This window comes from Planctomicrobium aquicomposti (assembly GCF_051466325.1).
In the GTDB taxonomy this organism is placed as follows: domain Bacteria; phylum Planctomycetota; class Planctomycetia; order Planctomycetales; family Planctomycetaceae; genus Planctomicrobium.
On the sequence record NZ_CP195792.1, the window covers coordinates 3,529,127 to 3,546,978 of the forward strand.

Sequence of the window (17,852 nt, forward strand, 5' to 3'; positions counted from 1 at the left end):
ATGCTGACTGCTGATGCCAGATGCTGGATTCGCTGCGGAGCCATCTGCGGCTGCCTTGCCGTCGTGCTGGGAGCACTTGCCGCACATGGTCTTCAGAAGCCGCTGATGGAAAAGTATCAGGGGCAGACGAAAGAGTTCATGGGAACCACCATTCCGGCAGCGCAGAAGTATCTGGGAGACTTCCAGACCGGGACGGAATACCAGATGTCCCACGCTCTCGCGCTCGTGGCACTTGGTCTGCTTCCCCCCGGGACGTCACGTCGCGCCCGAAACGTTGCCGGCTGGTGCTTCCTGACCGGCATTCTGCTGTTCTCGGGAAGTCTTTACCTGCTGGTGCTGACCGGAGTCACGAAACTCGGGATGATCACTCCGATTGGCGGAACGTTGCTGATCGTCGGCTGGATCGCGCTGGCCTGCGCCACCTGCTGTCGAACCGAGGTCTCCCCGCAGGGGTGATCCGCTCGCGATCAGCGGTCGCTGTAACTCCCCGCTGCCGCTGCCGCTGACACGGGCGCGAAGTCCCCCGCACGCAGACGTTCCACGCTCGCAGCCACCTCCTGAAGAGCGCGGCGAATCTGGTCCGCATTCACATCGAGATGCGTGCAGGCCCGCAGGCGACTGACACCACCAGCCGGGTTGATCCGCACTCCCCGCTCGCGCAAGGCGGCCGACAACTGGGCAGCGGTGCCGACAGCCGGGTCGATGTCGAAGAAGACGAGATTCGTTTCCACGCAGTCAGCATCCACCCGAATCCCGGGAATCTTCGCGAGCCCCTCGGCCAGCAACCGCGCGTGGAGATGGTCTTCTTTCAGCCGCTCCACATGATGATCGAGTGCGTACAGGCAGGCGGCCGCTGGAATTCCCGCCTGACGGAGCGCCCCCCCGAAGATCTTCCGCGCCCGACGAGCCCGCTCCATCTCGGTACGGGAACCGACCAGCACCGAGCCCATCGGACAGCCGAGCCCCTTCGAGAAACAGATCGACACCGTATCGAAGTGGGCACCGACTTCTGCGGGCGTATAGCCATTTGCGAGGCAGGCATTGAAGATCCGCGCCCCGTCCAGATGGGTCTTCAAACCGTGCGCGTGGGCCCAGTTGCAGATGCGCTCCAGCTGCGCAAGCGGATAGGTTCGGCCTCCACCGAGGTTGGTGGAGTTCTCTACGCAGAGCAGCCGCGTCGGCGAGAAATGCACGTTATTCCCTCGCAGCTGTCCTTCCAGATGGCACAGGTCGAGCCGCCCGTGGTCACCCGGAATGCGGCGAACGGAGACCGCACTGAGGACCGCCGGGCCCCCCGCCTCGTAGTTGGCAATATGCCCTGTCTCTTCGATCAGCAGTTCGTCTCCGGCGGTGCAATGAGTCCAGACCCCCATCTGATTGGATTGCGTTCCCGAGCAGGCAAAGACCGCAGCCTCTTTGCCGAACAATTCCGACATGCGAGCTTCCAGCCGATTGACGGTCGGATCCTCCGCCACCATGTCGTCGCCCACCTCAGCCCGGGCAATCGCTTCGCGCATTCCGGGGGTGGGCTTTGTAAACGTATCGCTGCGGAGCTCAATGACCGTAGACATCGTCGCTGCATTTCCTGGATCAACGAAGAAACAACTGTGACTGGACCGAGAGGACGGACTGGATCCATCGCCGCTCATCTTCGCTGAACAGGCCTGCTTCCGCCAGACTCGAACGGCCGTGGCGGTGCGCATCGATCGAACCGAATCGATCCCAGATTCCGGAATGACCAGTAGAAATCGGGCACCACTGCCAATGAATTAAGCAGCTTCCCGCAGCTTGTCATCGAGTCGGTGCATCCGTCCGGCGTAAAGCAAAAGCAAATCACGCAGCAGGTCATAGCGGGTCACGAAAAGCGGAATCCAGAACCGTTCCTTTTCTCTCCGTCCCCGCACCACCAGATAATCGAGTCCCGCAACCCGAATCGGATGGACCTCTTTGATTTCATCCCAGCTGGTGTGTCGCTTCAACAGCAGCCACGAGTAACGGTCAATGCCGTCCGGGCCAACTTCAAAGCGATATTGAAGGCCAAGCAGTTTCAACAAGGCATAACAAAGCCCCAGCACGCTGGGAGGGAGGACCAGTAGCAGCAGCACCGGGTGATAATGTCCCATCGTCAGCAGCATCGTTTCCGTCACAGCCAGTGCGATCGTAGCGACCGCCAGCATGGGGCGTTGAATCGAAACGTGAAAGTCTTCGTGACGAACCGAGAATCGCAGAAACTCTTTACGGGAAGCCAGCATGGCACGGTCCTCCGAGAACCGGGAAGGGCGCACATCCCGATCGTCGTCGCTGTCGATCGCAGCTTGATTTCAGAAGGTAAGCTGCATCTCAGCTCATCCGTGCAGAGCAGTTAGCAAAAGAGTTGCCAATCATGCACTCAAAGTCGCTGATCCCTGTGTGCTGCAGACCTGTCAGAAAGCGATCTGCGCAGGGGGTAGTGGCAACGCATCAGGGAACATCCGGGGCTTGCGCGATGTTCCCCCCGTGATCAGTCACGGCCTCATGGACTCGAGGCCCTCCTGTCGAACCGGCTCAAGCCGGTGGAGGATCAGACGGCTCCGAAGGAGGAGAGGCCGCACCCGCGAGGGCCGGAGTTGCACGCACATGGCCATCCAGCAGGCAGCTCGTATTCACATCTCCCAACACGTTGATGGTTGTGCGGCAACGATCGAGGAACCAGTCGACGGCAATCAGCAGGGCAATGTATTCGATCGGCAGACCGACCGATTTGAAGACCAGCGTCATCGTGACCAGTCCCGCTTCGGGAATCCCGGCCGCCCCGACCGAGGCCACAATCGAGGTAATCACCACCAGCAATTGCTGTTCGAGACTCAGATGCTGCCCCACGAGCTGAGCCACAAACAACGCTGCCATCGCCTCGTACAGCGCGGTCCCGTCGTTGTTGAAGTTTGCCCCCACCAGCGAGCCGAGACTCGCCGACTCTTCCCGCAGGCCCACCTTTTCCTTGAGCGCGGCATACGTCACCGGCATCGTGGCCGTTGAACTCGCTGTGCTGAACGCCATCGTCAACGCATCGCGCATTCCCCGCAAGACATCCAATGGCCGGACCCATGAGCAGAGCCGAATGCGGATCAGGTACCAGCAGGTCTGCAGCAGCAATGCGAGAATCACCGCGAGGACAAACACGCCGAGTGACTTCAGCTGCGAAAACCCTTGTGTGCCGATCACCTTGGCCACAATCGCAAAGACGCCGAAGGGAACCAGCTGAATAATCCAGTGCAGAACCGTCAGCATGACCTGATAGACCACTTCCACCAGATCCTGAAACAATTTGCGCTGCGGCTCGCTGACACGTCGCAAAGCCAGCCCGAACGTGACCGCCAGAATAATAATTCCGATCACATTGGACTTGTCCCCCAGCGGACCAAGAAGACTCTTGGGGATATTGTCAATCAGCAGTTCGAGGGCAAACTTCTTTTCCTCCATCTCGCTCGCGGCACTTTTCTCCGGCTGCAGATTGCCATACCGCCCAGGCTGCAACGTATTGGCGACCATGAGACCGATGAAGATCGCCACCGTTGTATTGAGGAGCAGCAACCAGATCAGGCGGGCAATTTTGGGCCCACGGATTTCGGTCGTCATCAGCACATGCGTCACCGCCACGAGGATTAACGGCGGAGCCAAAGCCCCCAGCAGCTGCAGAATCAACTTGCTGGGAATATCGAAGATGATCGCCTTGTCCCCCATCCACATGCCGGTCAAAACGCCCAGCAGCAGACCGAGGAGAATCCGCACATATAACGGCATCGAAGTCCAGAGAGCCAACGGGCCACGAGAGTTGGTCACTGAATCACTCATGCAGGTCGCCTTTAACTTTCACTGCCCGGGCCGCGTGCCCAAGGGGGTTTCGGAGTTTAGCGGAGTCAGTGTCCAGCGGGAACCAGTCGATCGGGGAGTTCCACCACTCCGGAATCGTTTCGGAAAACTTCGTCCGGGAGGTAGCTCGCCAAGTCTCCGGGAATCCAGTAACGAATCCCCGTCTGCCGTCGCAGGTCCTCCAGTTCGGAGGTGGTAATGGACCCATCGGCGCTCGCGGCGGTCGTCCAGTCTGCAATCACCCAGAGCCGACGGTTCCACTCGATGATCGAATCCGCATCCTGCGGGCAGTCTTTGTAGCTCACATATTCCGGCCGCTCGGCGTACCACTTCACCGCGAGTCGACGATCCGTGGCATAGACCAGATCGGTTGCCGCAGAATTCTTTTTCAGCCACAGGCACGATTCGCGGAATGAAACCTCCCGCCCCGGATGCGACCGATGCGGGTTGCGGTCAATTCTTGAGTAGAAGAGCGATGCCAGAAAGATCGCTGCCAACGACAGGAACAGGACCGGCTTTCGTGCCGGAGACAGCGCCGCCCAACGCAGCATCCACTGCGCCGCAATCAGACTGAGCGCCAGCGGCACAGCCAGATCCGCCAGTCGAAACGGATAGAACTTCAGGAGTGCGGCCCGCCAGAGGAACCCCGGCATGTGCGACAACGGGCGCGGACCGATCCCAATCACAAGCCCCACGCAGGCGACCAGCAACGTGGTCAGCACAAAGGCGGTCCACCACCGCTGATGAAAATCTGTCGAAGCAGAATCGCCCGCAACCTGTTGATTCCGCCGGAACCACATCCACTGCAGCCAGCTCCAAGCGAGGCACTGCACGCCAAAGTACCACCAGTCCCCCCGATGGAATTCCATCGGATCCAGATGATGCTTCAACCGACTGCCGACGATTAATTGAGTCGCGGCGTCGTTGACCTGTGGCGACGACGCTCCCAGGGCGGCCAGCGCGGGAATCAAACCCGGAGCGGCGGAAACAACATAGAGCAGGGCAGGGACAAACACCTGTTGCCGAAAGTCGATCGGAGCATCTTCTGCCCCTTGGATTTTTCCTCTGCGGAACCAGCACCCGAGTTCCGCTGCAACCGTTCCGACAGTTCCCCAGACGCCGACAATCGGGTGAAAACTGACGGCCAGCCCCAGTGCGACCGCAGCGCTTCGTCGCGAACCTTGCAGCCAGCTGCCGATCCCCCAGAACAGGCATCCATACGCTGGAACTTTGGCCTCGATGCCGCCGACCAGCCATTCGCCCGACCAGTTTCCCCACGTCTGCAGCAGCAGAAACAACGGCAGGGAAACAAGGCCTGCCAGACGCTGTCCGGTCACGGCACGCGCCAGACGATCCCAGCCCAGCGCCACCATCAGGAGCCCAAGAATTCGTCCGACACAGGCTGCCTGCGGCAGCGAGAGAAATTGTGTCAGCAGCCCGAACGTCAGATAGAAAACGAAGTGCGGATTGGAGGAATCGAGGAAGAAATCTCCCGAACACCACGTCGGATCCCAGAAATGCCGCGCCTTGCTCAGATAATGCGGCTCATTGATGCCGGGAATCGGCACCCGCCACAACGACCAGGCGATCAACCCGAACCAGATGCCGACTCCGGACAGCAGATCAGTGCGTCCCCGACACAGGGAACGCGAGGACACCGGTGTCCCGGAGCTGGCTGCTGGCAACGGATGATTCTCCTGGCAAAACCGTGGGGGGTCCCGGTCGCGAGGTTGTTCCGAGGCAACCTGCAGCGACCGTCGCCGCGGCGTCAATTCTTCTTTTTGGCAACTTTCTTGGCTGCGCTCTTCTTCGGTGCCACTTTTTTCCCGGCAGAAGCTGAAGCTGTTTTTTTGGCTGCAGCCTTTTTCTTGCTGGCGGGGGCTTCCCCGTTGCCGCTGGCAGAGGCTTTGGTGCCGGCTTTGGACTTCTTTCCAAAGACAGCATCCCAGTTGTTCCAGAATGCGGGCGTTGCTCCCGTACGAATGATCGGACCGCTCATCACTTGACTCCTGAAGGTCCAGCCACCGCTTCATGCGACTTGAGATGGCTGCAACCACGTTTTTAATGGACCCCAAGCGGGGAGTGTCCTGAAGTGATTTCAAAACTGCAAGCGGAAGCGAGGAGGGACTGGTGTCCCGATCGCACAGCCCTGGCGAATGCTGTTCGATCCTGCCCGAGGCCCCATCATTCGTCGATACTCATGCATTTCCCACTCATGAGAGGAGCCGGAGACCTGATCGGCACACGATCGCTTCGCTTGTCGCCGACCAGATGATCCGCTCAACTGGGAACATGAACTTCTTCAATTTTGAACAGGAGCAGCATTTTCGCTCCCTCTGGAATTCAGTCGCCATCGTCCGCACGATCCCGTACACGCTGTTTACGTTCGGCGAATCGGACCTGCCGTATTACCTGATCGTGGAAGCCGAGCGGCCGCGTGAGCCGGTCACGGTTAGCCAGGGCTCGGTTAAAATCACCCGCCCGCTCATCGTCACTCCCCATCAAGGAGAACCGGAGCTGCGCAATTTCTTTGAAGATGAACGTTTTTCGGGAATGTTCAGCCTGCTGATGGCCCGCTCTGCCGCCTTCAAGCATCTCCGCATCGAGAATCAATCGCGGCAGTCCGAGTTGGTCAGCGACAGCGTCGACGAGATCGTCGCCCGGCTGAAAACGAAACTCGACAACGAAGAGGAAGACCGGGTCGCCATTCTGACGGCCCCGGCGGGACTGGGTCCTCTGGCAGTCCTGCGGTACACGACAGAGCGGATCCTGGAGAGTGCTCCCGGCAACTTGCAGGAGCTGAAAGAGCGGGGACTGCTCCCTGAATTTTAGTGCAGGGTGCTCTTTCATGGTCCCCGGGCAGCCCGCGCATCGTCCGGTGAAATGCAAAAGAGCAATGGAACGGAAACAGCGTGCTCTGCTTTTCTCCCTCTCCTCAGTGCCTCTGAGGTCAAACCCCCAATTTCACTCGCCCTCTGTCAATCTGCCAACGGCGGAGGTGCGGCGGGGAAATCTGCGGGACTCTTCGGCTGTGATGACAGAGGGCGTTTCTGCAGATCCGGCTGCGGCCAGGGGACGCTCTGATACATCTCCAGCCAGATCAGCTTGCGGTCGGTGGCTTCCACCACCTTGATTTTGACTCCCTGCCACTCGATCTCTTCCCCCTGCTTGGGAACACGTCCCAGTTCGGAGAAGACCAATCCGCCAATGGTGTCGAAGTCGCGGTCCTCGGGGAGCGAGAGGTCAAACAGATCGTTCAGCTCGTCCAGATGCAGGCGCGCATCCACCCGCAGCGTGTGCGGATCAAGAAGCTGATAGCGGTCCTCCTCGCGCTCGTCGAACTCATCGGCGATGTCGCCGACAATCTCTTCCAGAATATCTTCCAGAGTCACCAGCCCGGTCACGCCTCCGAACTCGTCCAGCACGATTGCCAGATGCAATCCCTCCCGCTTCATCCGATCAAGCAGAGAATCAATTGTTGTCGTCTCCGGGACGTAAAATGGAGACCGCACAATCTCCCGCAGCTGCTTCTGCTCGGGAGAATGAATCTGTTCCAGCAGGTCCCGGGCATACAGGATGCCGATGATGTTATCGGGTGAACCTTCGACGACGGGAATCCGCGAATGCCCCGCTTCCAGGAGCTGCTCGCGGGCCTGAGCCAGAGAACAGTCCGCCTGAATCGAGATGATATCGGTGCGGGGCGTCATGACCGTCCGCACGTCGTCCTGTTCCAGCTCCATCACCCGCTGAATCATCTTCCCGGCGCGGGTTTCAAGAATCCCTTCCCGCTCCCCCTCATCTACCACGCTCTGGATTTCCTCGGCAAAGTTTTCGAGGTTATCCGGCTCGGGGTCACTTCGTCCGGCAATCCGGTGCATCAGGGTATCGATCCGTCGCGTCAGCCGGAGCAGGGGAGAGAGCAGCCACGTCACCAGATGAATCAGCGGCCAGCAGTAATACAGCACGTATTCCGCTGCCACGCGGGAAATCGTCCACGGAAACACAATCAGCAGCAGCCAGCAGAGGGACAACGCTCCCAACAGAAAAATCAGCAGCCCCTGCGTCGTCAGCTCTCCCGAGGTGAACTTCCCGGCAGTCGCCAGTGCCACCGCACAGACCAGGGTCACCAGCCGGGCCGTCGCACAGGCCTGCAGCGCCTGTTCATCGTCGCGCAGAATCTCGCCAAATCTCGTCTCGTTTTTACGGCTGCGACAGACATAAGCCAGGCGCGAACGCCAGAAGTTTCGCAAACTGTCGAGGACGGTCGAAAAGAAGATGGCAGCCAGAAAGCAGCAGAATGAAATGATCGTCGTGGCCACGGGTACGTCTGACGAAGGTTCGCCACCAGTTCTGCTGACGGTGAGTGCCGGCTGAAATCGACTACCTTGAGACGCTTGACCAGGGGCAGTCCTCAGCGACAGGAATCGCGAGAGCATTTTGACTTTTGATCGCCCCGTCCTCACCACGCAGATGTCAGCGGTTCATGATACGAAACGCATACTGCGGGTACAGGCAAGAGCAACCTGCTCTAATCCTTGTAGTGTGGCGACAGATTCCAGATTTTCAAGACCGATCGTTCACGCTCGCGCATGACCTGCTGTTCAGGTTCCGTCAGATCGTCGTAGCCGCAGAGATGCAGCAGACCGTGCACGAGGTACAGGGTCAGTTCGTCTGACGTCTGCCAGCCATAGGTCGTGGCTTCCCGCGCGGCGGTTTCGACACTGACCACCAGTTCCCCATCCAGACTGCCGGGCCCCAGCGGCTGGTCATAGAGAAAACTGATGACATCGGTCGGATAGTCGTGCTGCAGGTGTTCGCGGTTCACGACGTGGATCGCCGGATCATCGACAAGCGCGATCACCAGTTCCGCAGAGGTGATCTGCTCGGCCTGCAGTGTGGCGGCCACCACCTGCCGGATCTCGGCTTCGTCGATCGGCAGCAACGTCTGCGAATTGACGATCTGAATTTCGTAGCGGGAAGTCATTCGACAGGTGGTTCCCGAGCAGGTTGCTCTTTCCGGTGCCCGCGTGGCGGGGACAGGTCGATCCAAAATCAAAATGCTCTAAGCCGTGCGGGCTTCCTGCATTTCCGGATAGCGGATCCGGCCGTGATAGACCGCAATCAGCGACTTGGTAATCGACTCCTGAATCTGCCGGATATCCGACATCCGCAATGAACACTCATCGAACTGACCGTCCAGCAGCCGCCGCATGACAATATTGCCCACGAGGGACTCGATCCGCTTGGGAGTCGGTTCCGTCAAAGTCCGGCAGGCGCTTTCGCAGGCATCGGAGATCATCAGCACCCCCGCTTCCTTCGATTGCGGCTTAGGCCCGGGATATCGGAACGATGATTCCTCCGCGTCCGTTCGATGATCGGGGGTGCATTCCGCAATGCGCGTCGCCTCGCGGAAGAAGTATTCCACCAGGGTCGTCCCGTGGTGCTGTTCGATCAGATCGATAATCGGCTGCGGGAGGCTGTACTGCTCCGCGAGATCAACACCGTCTTTGACGTGCCCGATGATGATCAGCGTGCTCATCGCGGGATTCAGCTGGGCATGACGACTGGTCGCCCCATCCTGCATATTCTCGATGAAATAATGCGGTTTGAGCATCTTCCCGATGTCATGAAAATAGGCACCGACGCGGACCAGCAGACCGTTTCCCCCAATTCGTTCGGCAGCATTTTCGGCAATGCTGGCCACAGCAATGGAGTGGTTGTAAGTCCCGGGCGCCAGGCGGACGAGATCCTGCAGCAGCGGATGTGACGGATCGCTCAGTTCCAGGAGAGACATGTCCGTCACCACGCCGAAGACCTTCTCGACGAAGGGAAGCGTTCCGGTCACCAGATACCCGGAGAACAGGCAGAGCAGGGAACCAATTCCGGTGGAAATCAGGAAGTCGCGGTTCTGAAACACTTCCATCAGCGCCTGATTCTGCACCACAGCCACGCCATAACTGACGACGAAGTAGGTAATGGCCGAAATGAAGCTGACCTTGATCAGCGTCGCCCGGGAGGAGAGCCGCTTCAGGGGGAGAATGGCTGCGGCCGATGTACTGAGCAGCACCAGGAACTGGTCCAGCCGACCGGTGGTCGACATCGTCAACACCAGTGCCAGTGAGAACGCGGTCAAGGTCGCCAGGAACTGGTTGTAGGCCACGCCGATCAGCAGCACGACGGTGAGCAGCGGAATAATCTCTGCCCGCAGCGGGTCGAATGACACCAGCCGTCCGATGAAGGCCGTCACCACCAGCGCGATGAGATAGGTCACCAGCCGGCTGATATCGGTCGCCAGCTTCGGCTCGTTCATCACAATGTAGAAGCCGTTCAGACCGGCCAGCACCACGATCAGGACAAACACGATCAGCATCCGCGTAAGCCGTGCCCGGGGGGTGATCAGTTTCTCCGCGGCGGCGTATTCGTCTTCCAGCAGCAACAGCTTGTCGGCGTCGAGCATTTCGCGGGGACGGACCAGAAAGTCCCCCTGCAGAAACCGCTCCATCCGGTTCTCCACGCCATCTCGGGCTTTGGCAATCGCCTCTTTGGTGGCGGCCTGATCGTAACGGAGCGTCGGCTGAGCCCGCTTGAACAGCCAGTGACTCAGCGCAGGCTGAATTTCTTTCACCAGACTGGGAAAGTTGGCCCAGGAACGTCCCAGCTGTCCGGCATCGTTCAGCTGATCCTGCAGCCGCACCTGAGGCAGAAGCACTCGGGTTCCGGTGGAATCGGGCTTCTGCTCGTCGACAACCAGAATCTGCTTGTCCGGGGTAATGCGCTGCACGCGCACATCTTCCCCATCGATGATCCCGATTTCATTGATCGGACGAATGAAGTTGGTGAACTCTTCCACCATCTGATCGATCCGGGTTTGAGCCATGCTCATATCGGGGCCGATCACGGCGTTTCGCAGCTTCTCAAAGCGGTCTTCGGGCGATTTGGGACCGTATCGGTCGTAGGCCTCGCGGGCCCGGCCTTTCGCAGGAGAGGTCGCCGTCAGGCCGAAGTCTTCAATGGTTTCCGGCCCCAGCTTGCCGAGGGTCTCTCCCTGAGAGATATCACCGAGTGCCGCCCGGAGTTCTTCGGGCAGAGACTGAAGTGCCGTCGGGTTATGCCGGAAGACGAGGGGGACCGCATCTTCGGCGCGGTCGCGGGCCTTCTCCGTTTCTTCGGCGTTGACCCGCTCAAACGGAATTTTCGCGGCGATCCCGTGAGGAACGCTGTCCCCCCGGCGGAACGGAAACGGAGCCCGCCAGCTTTGCACCGACAGGACCAGCAGCACGAGCGCGACAAAGGTGATCGCCAGTCGAACCTGCAGGCTGCGGTTACTCACCACTTTCTGCAGTCGGGACCACACGGTCGCCGGCCGCCGCAAGGCGACGGAGCGGGGAATTCGAGATCGCTTCTGCCCGATACCGAACATGTCACTTAAAACCTGATGACCGGTGGAGGAGTCCTCCCCCAGTCATGACGAGAATTCTACGCCGTGGAACTTCCTCACGGCTGCCAGATGCCACATCTGATACCCGACAGGGGTATCAATCAACACAGACTCCTCAGTGATGACTTTGTCCCGGCCTGGGACCAGTGTCATAGGCTTTCACAATCTCCCGCACCAGACGGTGCCGGACAATGTCCTCTCCCGACAATTCGACTTTCGTGACTCCCTCGATTCCCCGCAGACGCGCCATGGCGTCGTTGAATCCGGACGGAACCGAATCGGGCAGGTCGCTTTGCGTTGCATCGCCGGTCACGACGATTTTCGATCCTTCTCCCATGCGGGTCAGGAACATCTTCATCTGTGTGACCGTCGTATTCTGCGCTTCATCCAGAATGATGAACGTGTTATTCAGCGTGCGGCCGCGCATGAATGCCAGCGGCACAATTTCCACCACGTCATTTTCCATATACAGCCGAACCTGCTCGAAGTTGAGCATGTCGTTCATGGCATCGAGCAGCGGCCGGAGAAACGGATTCACTTTGGCCAGCAGGTCGCCCGGCAGAAACCCGAGTTTCTCACCCGCTTCGACCGCGGGGCGGACCAGCACGATCTTCCGCACCTGCTCGGACCGCAGTGCGTTCACCGCCATGGCTACGGCGAGGTACGTCTTGCCGCAACCGGCCGGTCCCATGCAGAACACGAGATCGTGCTGACGGATCGCATCGACATACCGGGCCTGTCCGGGCGTGCGGGGCTGAATTCGCTTCGCTTTTTCAAACAGGTCGATCGCCCCGCCAGCCGGGGACTGCGCCGACGGCTCGCGGGTCAGAATGCGCGTGACAGCATCGTCATGCAGCACACCGTCGCGACGAATCACCGCCCGCAGTCGCGAGATCACTTCCGTCGTCATCTGGATCTGTTCTTCCGTCCCGTCGACCACCAGCGAGTCCCCTCGCAGCACGATCGACGAACCGATCACTTCCCGGATCCGGCGAAGATGGGAATCACCCGGACCGAAAAGCAGACGTGCTTCTTCCGGATGCGTCAGAGGGATGGTTACGGCAGCGTTTGACATGATTCGCCGAAACGAGCTGCACAGCCCGGTGATTGACTTCTCAAACCGGTCAACATTCCAGGTGTCCTGGGAACAGGTCACAACAGAACGTGGTAGTCACATCTCCGGTTCTCATCCACAGCGGGAAGAGAACCCTCTCTGGTCGCACGAATCAGGAGACGGACAACTGTGCAAATTGCACCCCGTTGACGGGGAGTTGAATCAGTCGGCGACGAAGAGAATTTTAGATGTCGCTGAGACCGTTGGAAAGCATAAGACGCCGAATTGACGCATCCACAGACGGGATCGGCTCTTACAGTGCAGAAAACGCCATAAAAATGCTGGATCGACGGAGAGAAAAGACGAATTTTTCCGGTCGGATTGCGAAATCTCGGGGATTTGCCTCAAGTTTTCGGGCCGGACCGCCGGTCCCCCCGCGAGGGGCCGGAATCGCTGGCGATCCCCCCCAGCCCCGCGGCGGGTCCAGTTTCCGCTACTTTCCTCCCTGCAATGCCTTACGGAAGTAATCCGCCGCTGCCGCCAATGCGTCGTCGATCTTGGCGGGGTCTTTGCCACCCGCTTCCGCGAGATCCGGGCGACCTCCACCCCCTCCACCGACAATTTTAGCGGCATCGCGAACGCTGTCTCCGGCCTTGACGCCTCGCTTCACCAGATCGGGGCTGACGGCGGCCAGTAACGAAACCTTGCCGTCGATTTCCGTTGCCAAAAGCAGGGCGATGGAGCCCCCTTTCTTCCGAAGGTCGTCCGCAAACAGCCGCAGGCCATCCCGATCCACACCCTCCAGCTTTCGACAGACAATTTTTGCTTCGCCGACGGTCTCGGCCTCGCTGAGAAACTGGCCGGCCTGCTCGGCCGCATTGGCCCGCGCGTACTTCGCCAGCTCCTGTCGGGCCAGCTTCAATTCTTCCTGCAGCTGGGCCACCCGGCGGGGAAGTTCTTTCGGTTGCGGCAGTTTAAGGGCGATGGCGGCTTCTTTCAGTAGCTGTTCCGCTTCCCGGACACTCTCCAGCGCCTTCTTTCCGGTATAGGCCACGATCCGGCGAACCCCTTTGGCCACCCCTTCTTCGGAAACGACCCGGGCCAGCCCCACCTGTCCCGTATTGGAAAGGTGGGTCCCTCCGCAGAGTTCGACGCTGAATTCGCCCATCGTCACCATGCGGACACGGTCCGGATACTTCTCACCGAACAGCATCATCGCTCCCTTTTCGCGGGCAGTCTGCTGATCGGTGACGGTGGTCGTCACGACGGCACCTTCCGCGATGCGTGCATTGATCTCGTCTTCGACCCGCACGATCTCTTCGGGCGTCATCGGCCCCTGATGCGAAAAGTCAAACCGCAGAATGTCGTTATCCACCAGCGATCCCCGCTGCTGTGCGTGGGGACCGAGCACCTGACGCAGTGCGTGATGCAGAATGTGTGTCGCCGAATGGGCCCGACGAATCCCCGCCCGCCGCGACTCATCCACATGCAACTGGACCTCATCGTCGACCTTCAGCGTCCCCTGCTTCAGGTGCCCGATATGAAGGATCAGGTCTCCATCCCGCTGCGTGTCGATCACCTGGAACAGGCCCGGTTCTCCGCCGGCAGATGACGTCACGACCGTGAGCGTCCCCGTATCGCCGACCTGCCCCCCGGTCTCTGCATAGAACGGAGTGCAGTTCAGAACGACCGCCACCGGGTCCGCGTGGCCCACTTCCTCCACCTGATCGACCAGCTGCTTTTCAGCGATAATTCCCACGATTTTTCCGTGTCCGACGGTGGTCTCGTACCCCCGGAACTCCGTTCCCCCGGAAGTCTTCCGCAAGGCATCCAGCGGCCCTTCCGCCATCACCGAGTCGCTGAACGAACCGCGACCGCTGGTCAGCCGATGCTGATCGAGCAACTCGGTGAAGCGCTGCTGATCGACCGCCAGATTGTGCCGGGCAGCCATCGCCTCGGTCATCTCAATCAGGAAGCCTTCCTGCGTGTGCAGTTCAAACGCTTCTTCACCACTCACGGTCGGAGAATTCGACTGCCGGCAGCGTTCGACAATTTTGTCGAAGCGATTGAGTCCCCGCTCGATGATGCCCAGGAACTGCTGCTCTTCTTCCTTGATCGTGTTTGCAGCGGAGACGATCGACTGCGTCAGATCCGGGTAGGGGTGTTTCATGATCTCGACGACCATCGGGACGAGCGTGTGCAGAAAGGGCGTCTGCTTCCCGAGCAGGTAACCTTCGAGCAAGGCCCGCCGCAAAAGCAGCCGGACAATATATCCCTGCTTTTCATTGCTCGGGACCACCCCCTCGTGCACGCACATCGTGACCGCGCGAATATGGTCTGCAATGCGACGCAGCGGCCGGCCATGCTCTCCCTGATAGGCGTACTTCACGCCGACCGAATCCCCTGCCGCGAGACAGAGCTTTTTCAGAGTGTCGATTTCATAATTGCTCTCCACCTGCTGCAGCACCGCAGCGCAGCGTTCCAGCCCCATTCCCGTGTCGATGTTGTTTTTGGGCAGCGGCTTGAGATTGTCGGGAGGATTCCCGACACGGTTGAACTGGGTGAAGACGAGGTTCCAGATCTCGACCTCGTTCCCCTTTTCCGGGTGATAGTAGATTTCGCTGCAGGGTCCGCAGACGCCGTCCGGACCGTGTGTCGGAGCCCCTGCCGGCCAGAAGTTCTCGTGTTCGTTGTTGCGGACGATCCGACTCAGCGGAAGGCCGACCTCTTCGTTCCAGATGCGGGAGGCCTCATCGTCGTCGAGATAGACCGTCACCGACAGCCGGTCCGGATTCAGGCCGAGCCACTTTTTGGTTGTCAGGAACTCCCAGGCCCAGTGGATCGCTTCCTTCTTGAAATAATCTCCGAAGGAAAAGTTCCCCAGCATCTCGAAAAACGTGTGATGATAGGCGGTGACACCGACATTGCTGATGTCCCCCGTCCGGATGCACTTCTGGGACGTGGTCGCCCGAGTAAACTCCAGCGGACCAATGCCCAGAAACTGGTTTTTGAACTGGTTCATCCCGGCGGGGGTGAACAGCACCGACTTGTCTCCATGAGGCACCAGCACATCGCTCGGACGACGCACACACCCCTTGGATTCAAAGAAGCTCAGAAACTTTTCGCGCAGTTCGTCGGTTTTCATGGATCGGCGGGGAACAGAAAATCAGGAAAAAGACCTAGAGGATATTGCTCTTTACAGTGCCCGCGCAGCGAGCGTTTCGTCCGGGGAATGGCAGTCTTCCGCAGGGCGAGGACGGGGCAATCAAAAGTCAAAATTGCTCTCACACTGGTGCCGTGTCTCCGAGTTTCTATCGACTCGGAGTTGCTTTCAGCAATGGACATCGGCGATTCGCGGCTGTTTCGCCGGAAAATCCGTCCAGATCTCGGAGTCGGCCCAATGGCTGTGACAACAGTCGGATTTTACATCAAGCACGATTGAACTGTTACGGGAATTGTCAGACACTGACCTTGCGTCAACCGCCTCGCCTGTGAACATCACCACCCCGGATACGTCCCTTCCAGAGGAGTCTCACCCGTGGCTTCGCAATCGTTCAATCGTCGCGACTTTCTCAAGACGTCCACATTGGCGGCAGCCGGTGCCACCATGCCGTACTGGTTCAGTACGAGCATGTCGCTGGCGGAACAGGCAGCCCGCAGTCCGAACGAACGACTGACGATCGGCTGCATCGGGACAGGGGACCGCTGGCATCAGGATCCTTACTCCCGCATGCGGCTGTTCGGTGACGTCGTCTCCCTGTGCGATGTCGATGCCAAACACCTCGAGCGAGCCCAGAAGCGGGTTCTCAATGACCAGCGGGAAGCGAAGCGGGAACCGGGTGTCGAGACCACCGACGATTACCGGAAAGTCCTCGACCGCAAAGACCTGGACGTCATTTTGATCGTCACTCCTGACCACTGGCACTCGAAGCTGGCGATCGAAGCCATGCAGGCGGGTAAAGATGTCTATTGCGAAAAGCCGCTGACCCTGACCATTCACGAAGGGAAGCAGATTATCAAGGTTCTGGAAGAGACCAAGCGGGTCTTTCAGGTGGGGACTCAGCAGCGGACGGAGATGAACCGGGGCTTCCTGACCGCGCTGGCCCTCATTCGCGCAGGCCGCATTGGCAAAGTCACTAAAATGACTTGCGACATCGGAAGTTACGAAGACTGGGGCGTCATCCCGACAGCACCGGTCCCCGCAGAACTCAACTGGGATCGTTGGCTTGGACAGGCCCCGCTCGTCGACTTCCGCCTCGGATCACTTCCGGCCGATTCCAAGAACAAGTGGCCCCCCACTCGCTGTCACTACGAATTCCGCTGGTGGTACGAATATTCGGGCGGAAAGATGACCGACTGGGGCGCCCATCACGTCGACATCGCCCAGTGGGCCATCGAGCAGAATGGTCCCGGGCAGGGCCCGATCTCGGTGACGCCGATCATCTCCGAACATCCCGTTCCGTTCAAAGATGGGATTCCGCAACAGGACGACCGCTACAACTGTGCCTCGAAATTTGACGTCAAGGTGATGTTCCCCGGTGATGTCGAAATGCGAATTGTCAGTGAATCGGCTGACGGAAACGGCATTCTGTTTGAAGGGACTGAAGGCCGGTTCCATGTGAATCGCCGTCGCCTGAAAGGGGCTCCCGTCGACGATCTGGAGAAGAATCCGCTGCCGGAAGGAGCCCTGGAAAAGATCTACGGCGGAACCATTCCGGCCACCCATCAGGAAAACTTCGTCGAGTGCATCAAGACCCGGGCCCGGCCCATTTCTGATGTGTGGACCCACCATAAGACGATGTGCACCTGCCATCTCGCCAACATCGCGCTGCGGCTGAATGCCCCCCTCGACTGGGATGCCAAGCGCGAGCAGATCACCAATAATGCGCTCGGCAAATCGATGCAGGCTCGCGAGCAGCGCAAAGGTTATGAGATTGACGTCAAGGTCTGACCGATCATCACAGCGGGCATTGCGGCCGGTGCACCACTTCTCGCTTCTGAACGGGAGAGACGCGGACCGCCATGCCACGCTTTGTGATTCTCACACATGACTGGCCGTTCCTCCATTGGGACCTGATGCTGGAATCAGAGAAGGGGCTCCTGACCTGGCGCTTGCGTCAGGAGCCCTCTTCATGGACCGCCGAGCCGATCCCGATCGAACCGCTACCGGACCACCGGCCGGAGTACCTCACATACGTAGGGCCGGTTTCCGGGAATCGGGGGACCGTGACCCGCTGGGACCAGGGAACATTTGAATACTCTTTCGCCCCCGAAGGGACGTTGCATCTCGTCCTAGCGGGTGATTTTCTCGCGGGAGACCTGACCATCCGACTGACCTCCCCCTCCGCGGGGGAAGCTCACTTTCTTAAGAGATCGCCGTAAACTCTGTGATTGAAGATGGATCGGGCCGTTACTCGCCACGGCCCCGCTGTCGCACCGAACCCCGCAGGGCACCTGCCGCCGCCGTGGGAACTTCTAACGCCTCGCCATGACCGACCCTGAGGGGGCTCG

The 17,852-nt window shown here is 59.5% G+C and carries 14 protein-coding genes; 4 read left to right on the plus strand and 10 right to left on the minus strand.

Annotated elements, in window-relative coordinates; all coding sequences use genetic code 11:
• Positions 1-456, plus strand: coding sequence for a DUF423 domain-containing protein (locus tag SH664x_RS13630; protein ID WP_437201772.1), 456 nt, complete (start codon positions 1-3; stop codon positions 454-456).
• A gap of 11 nt (positions 457-467) precedes the next feature.
• On the opposite strand, the gene SH664x_RS13635 is transcribed toward SH664x_RS13630, so the two are convergent.
• The 5 genes from SH664x_RS13635 to SH664x_RS13655 form a co-directional block, all read right to left on the minus strand.
• Positions 468-1,571, minus strand: a complete 1,104-nt coding sequence (locus SH664x_RS13635; protein ID WP_437201774.1) for a threonine aldolase family protein — start codon at positions 1,569-1,571, stop codon at positions 468-470.
• A gap of 198 nt (positions 1,572-1,769) precedes the next feature.
• Positions 1,770-2,252 (minus strand): hypothetical protein, encoded by a 483-nt coding sequence (locus tag SH664x_RS13640; RefSeq protein WP_437201776.1) that lies wholly within the window; start codon positions 2,250-2,252, stop codon positions 1,770-1,772.
• A 292-nt stretch (positions 2,253-2,544) separates the two neighbouring features.
• On the minus strand, positions 2,545-3,831 hold the full coding sequence (locus SH664x_RS13645; protein WP_437201778.1) for a dicarboxylate/amino acid:cation symporter: 1,287 nt from the start codon (positions 3,829-3,831) through the stop codon (positions 2,545-2,547).
• A gap of 65 nt (positions 3,832-3,896) precedes the next feature.
• Complete coding sequence (locus SH664x_RS13650) at positions 3,897-5,507, minus strand: DUF6798 domain-containing protein (RefSeq protein WP_437201780.1); 1,611 nt, start codon at positions 5,505-5,507, stop codon at positions 3,897-3,899.
• A gap of 110 nt (positions 5,508-5,617) precedes the next feature.
• Positions 5,618-5,848 carry an RNA polymerase subunit sigma gene (locus SH664x_RS13655; RefSeq protein WP_437201782.1) on the minus strand — a complete coding sequence of 77 codons (231 nt, stop codon included), beginning with the start codon at positions 5,846-5,848 and terminating at the stop codon, positions 5,618-5,620.
• A 293-nt stretch (positions 5,849-6,141) separates the two neighbouring features.
• Between SH664x_RS13655 and SH664x_RS13660 the strand changes: the two genes are divergently transcribed.
• Positions 6,142-6,681, plus strand: coding sequence for a hypothetical protein (locus SH664x_RS13660; RefSeq protein ID WP_437201784.1), 540 nt, complete (start codon positions 6,142-6,144; stop codon positions 6,679-6,681).
• 146 nt (positions 6,682-6,827) lie between these two features.
• Here SH664x_RS13660 and SH664x_RS13665 read toward each other — a convergent pair whose 3' ends face one another.
• From SH664x_RS13665 to alaS, 5 genes are all read right to left on the minus strand, one after another.
• Entirely contained in the window at positions 6,828-8,168 is a 1,341-nt protein-coding gene (locus tag SH664x_RS13665) for a hemolysin family protein (RefSeq protein WP_437201786.1), read from the minus strand.
• A 209-nt stretch (positions 8,169-8,377) separates the two neighbouring features.
• Entirely contained in the window at positions 8,378-8,833 is a 456-nt protein-coding gene (gene ybeY, locus SH664x_RS13670) for an rRNA maturation RNase YbeY (RefSeq protein WP_437201788.1), read from the minus strand.
• 78 nt (positions 8,834-8,911) lie between these two features.
• On the minus strand, positions 8,912-11,269 hold the full coding sequence (locus tag SH664x_RS13675) for an HD family phosphohydrolase (RefSeq protein WP_437201790.1): 2,358 nt from the start codon (positions 11,267-11,269) through the stop codon (positions 8,912-8,914).
• Between the two features lie 133 nt (positions 11,270-11,402).
• Positions 11,403-12,362 carry a PhoH family protein gene (locus SH664x_RS13680; protein ID WP_437201792.1) on the minus strand — a complete coding sequence of 320 codons (960 nt, stop codon included), beginning with the start codon at positions 12,360-12,362 and terminating at the stop codon, positions 11,403-11,405.
• Between the two features lie 472 nt (positions 12,363-12,834).
• Positions 12,835-15,486: an alanine--tRNA ligase gene (alaS, locus tag SH664x_RS13685; RefSeq protein ID WP_437201794.1), complete on the minus strand. Its 2,652-nt coding sequence runs from the start codon at positions 15,484-15,486 to the stop codon at positions 12,835-12,837.
• A 393-nt stretch (positions 15,487-15,879) separates the two neighbouring features.
• On the opposite strand from alaS, the gene SH664x_RS13690 reads away from it, so the two are divergent.
• Both SH664x_RS13690 and SH664x_RS13695 read left to right on the plus strand, forming a co-directional pair.
• Complete coding sequence (locus tag SH664x_RS13690; protein WP_437201796.1) at positions 15,880-17,292, plus strand: Gfo/Idh/MocA family oxidoreductase; 1,413 nt, start codon at positions 15,880-15,882, stop codon at positions 17,290-17,292.
• Between the two features lie 71 nt (positions 17,293-17,363).
• Positions 17,364-17,723, plus strand: a complete 360-nt coding sequence (locus SH664x_RS13695) for a DNA polymerase ligase N-terminal domain-containing protein (RefSeq protein ID WP_437201798.1) — start codon at positions 17,364-17,366, stop codon at positions 17,721-17,723.
• The last annotated feature ends 129 nt before the right edge of the window (positions 17,724-17,852 follow it).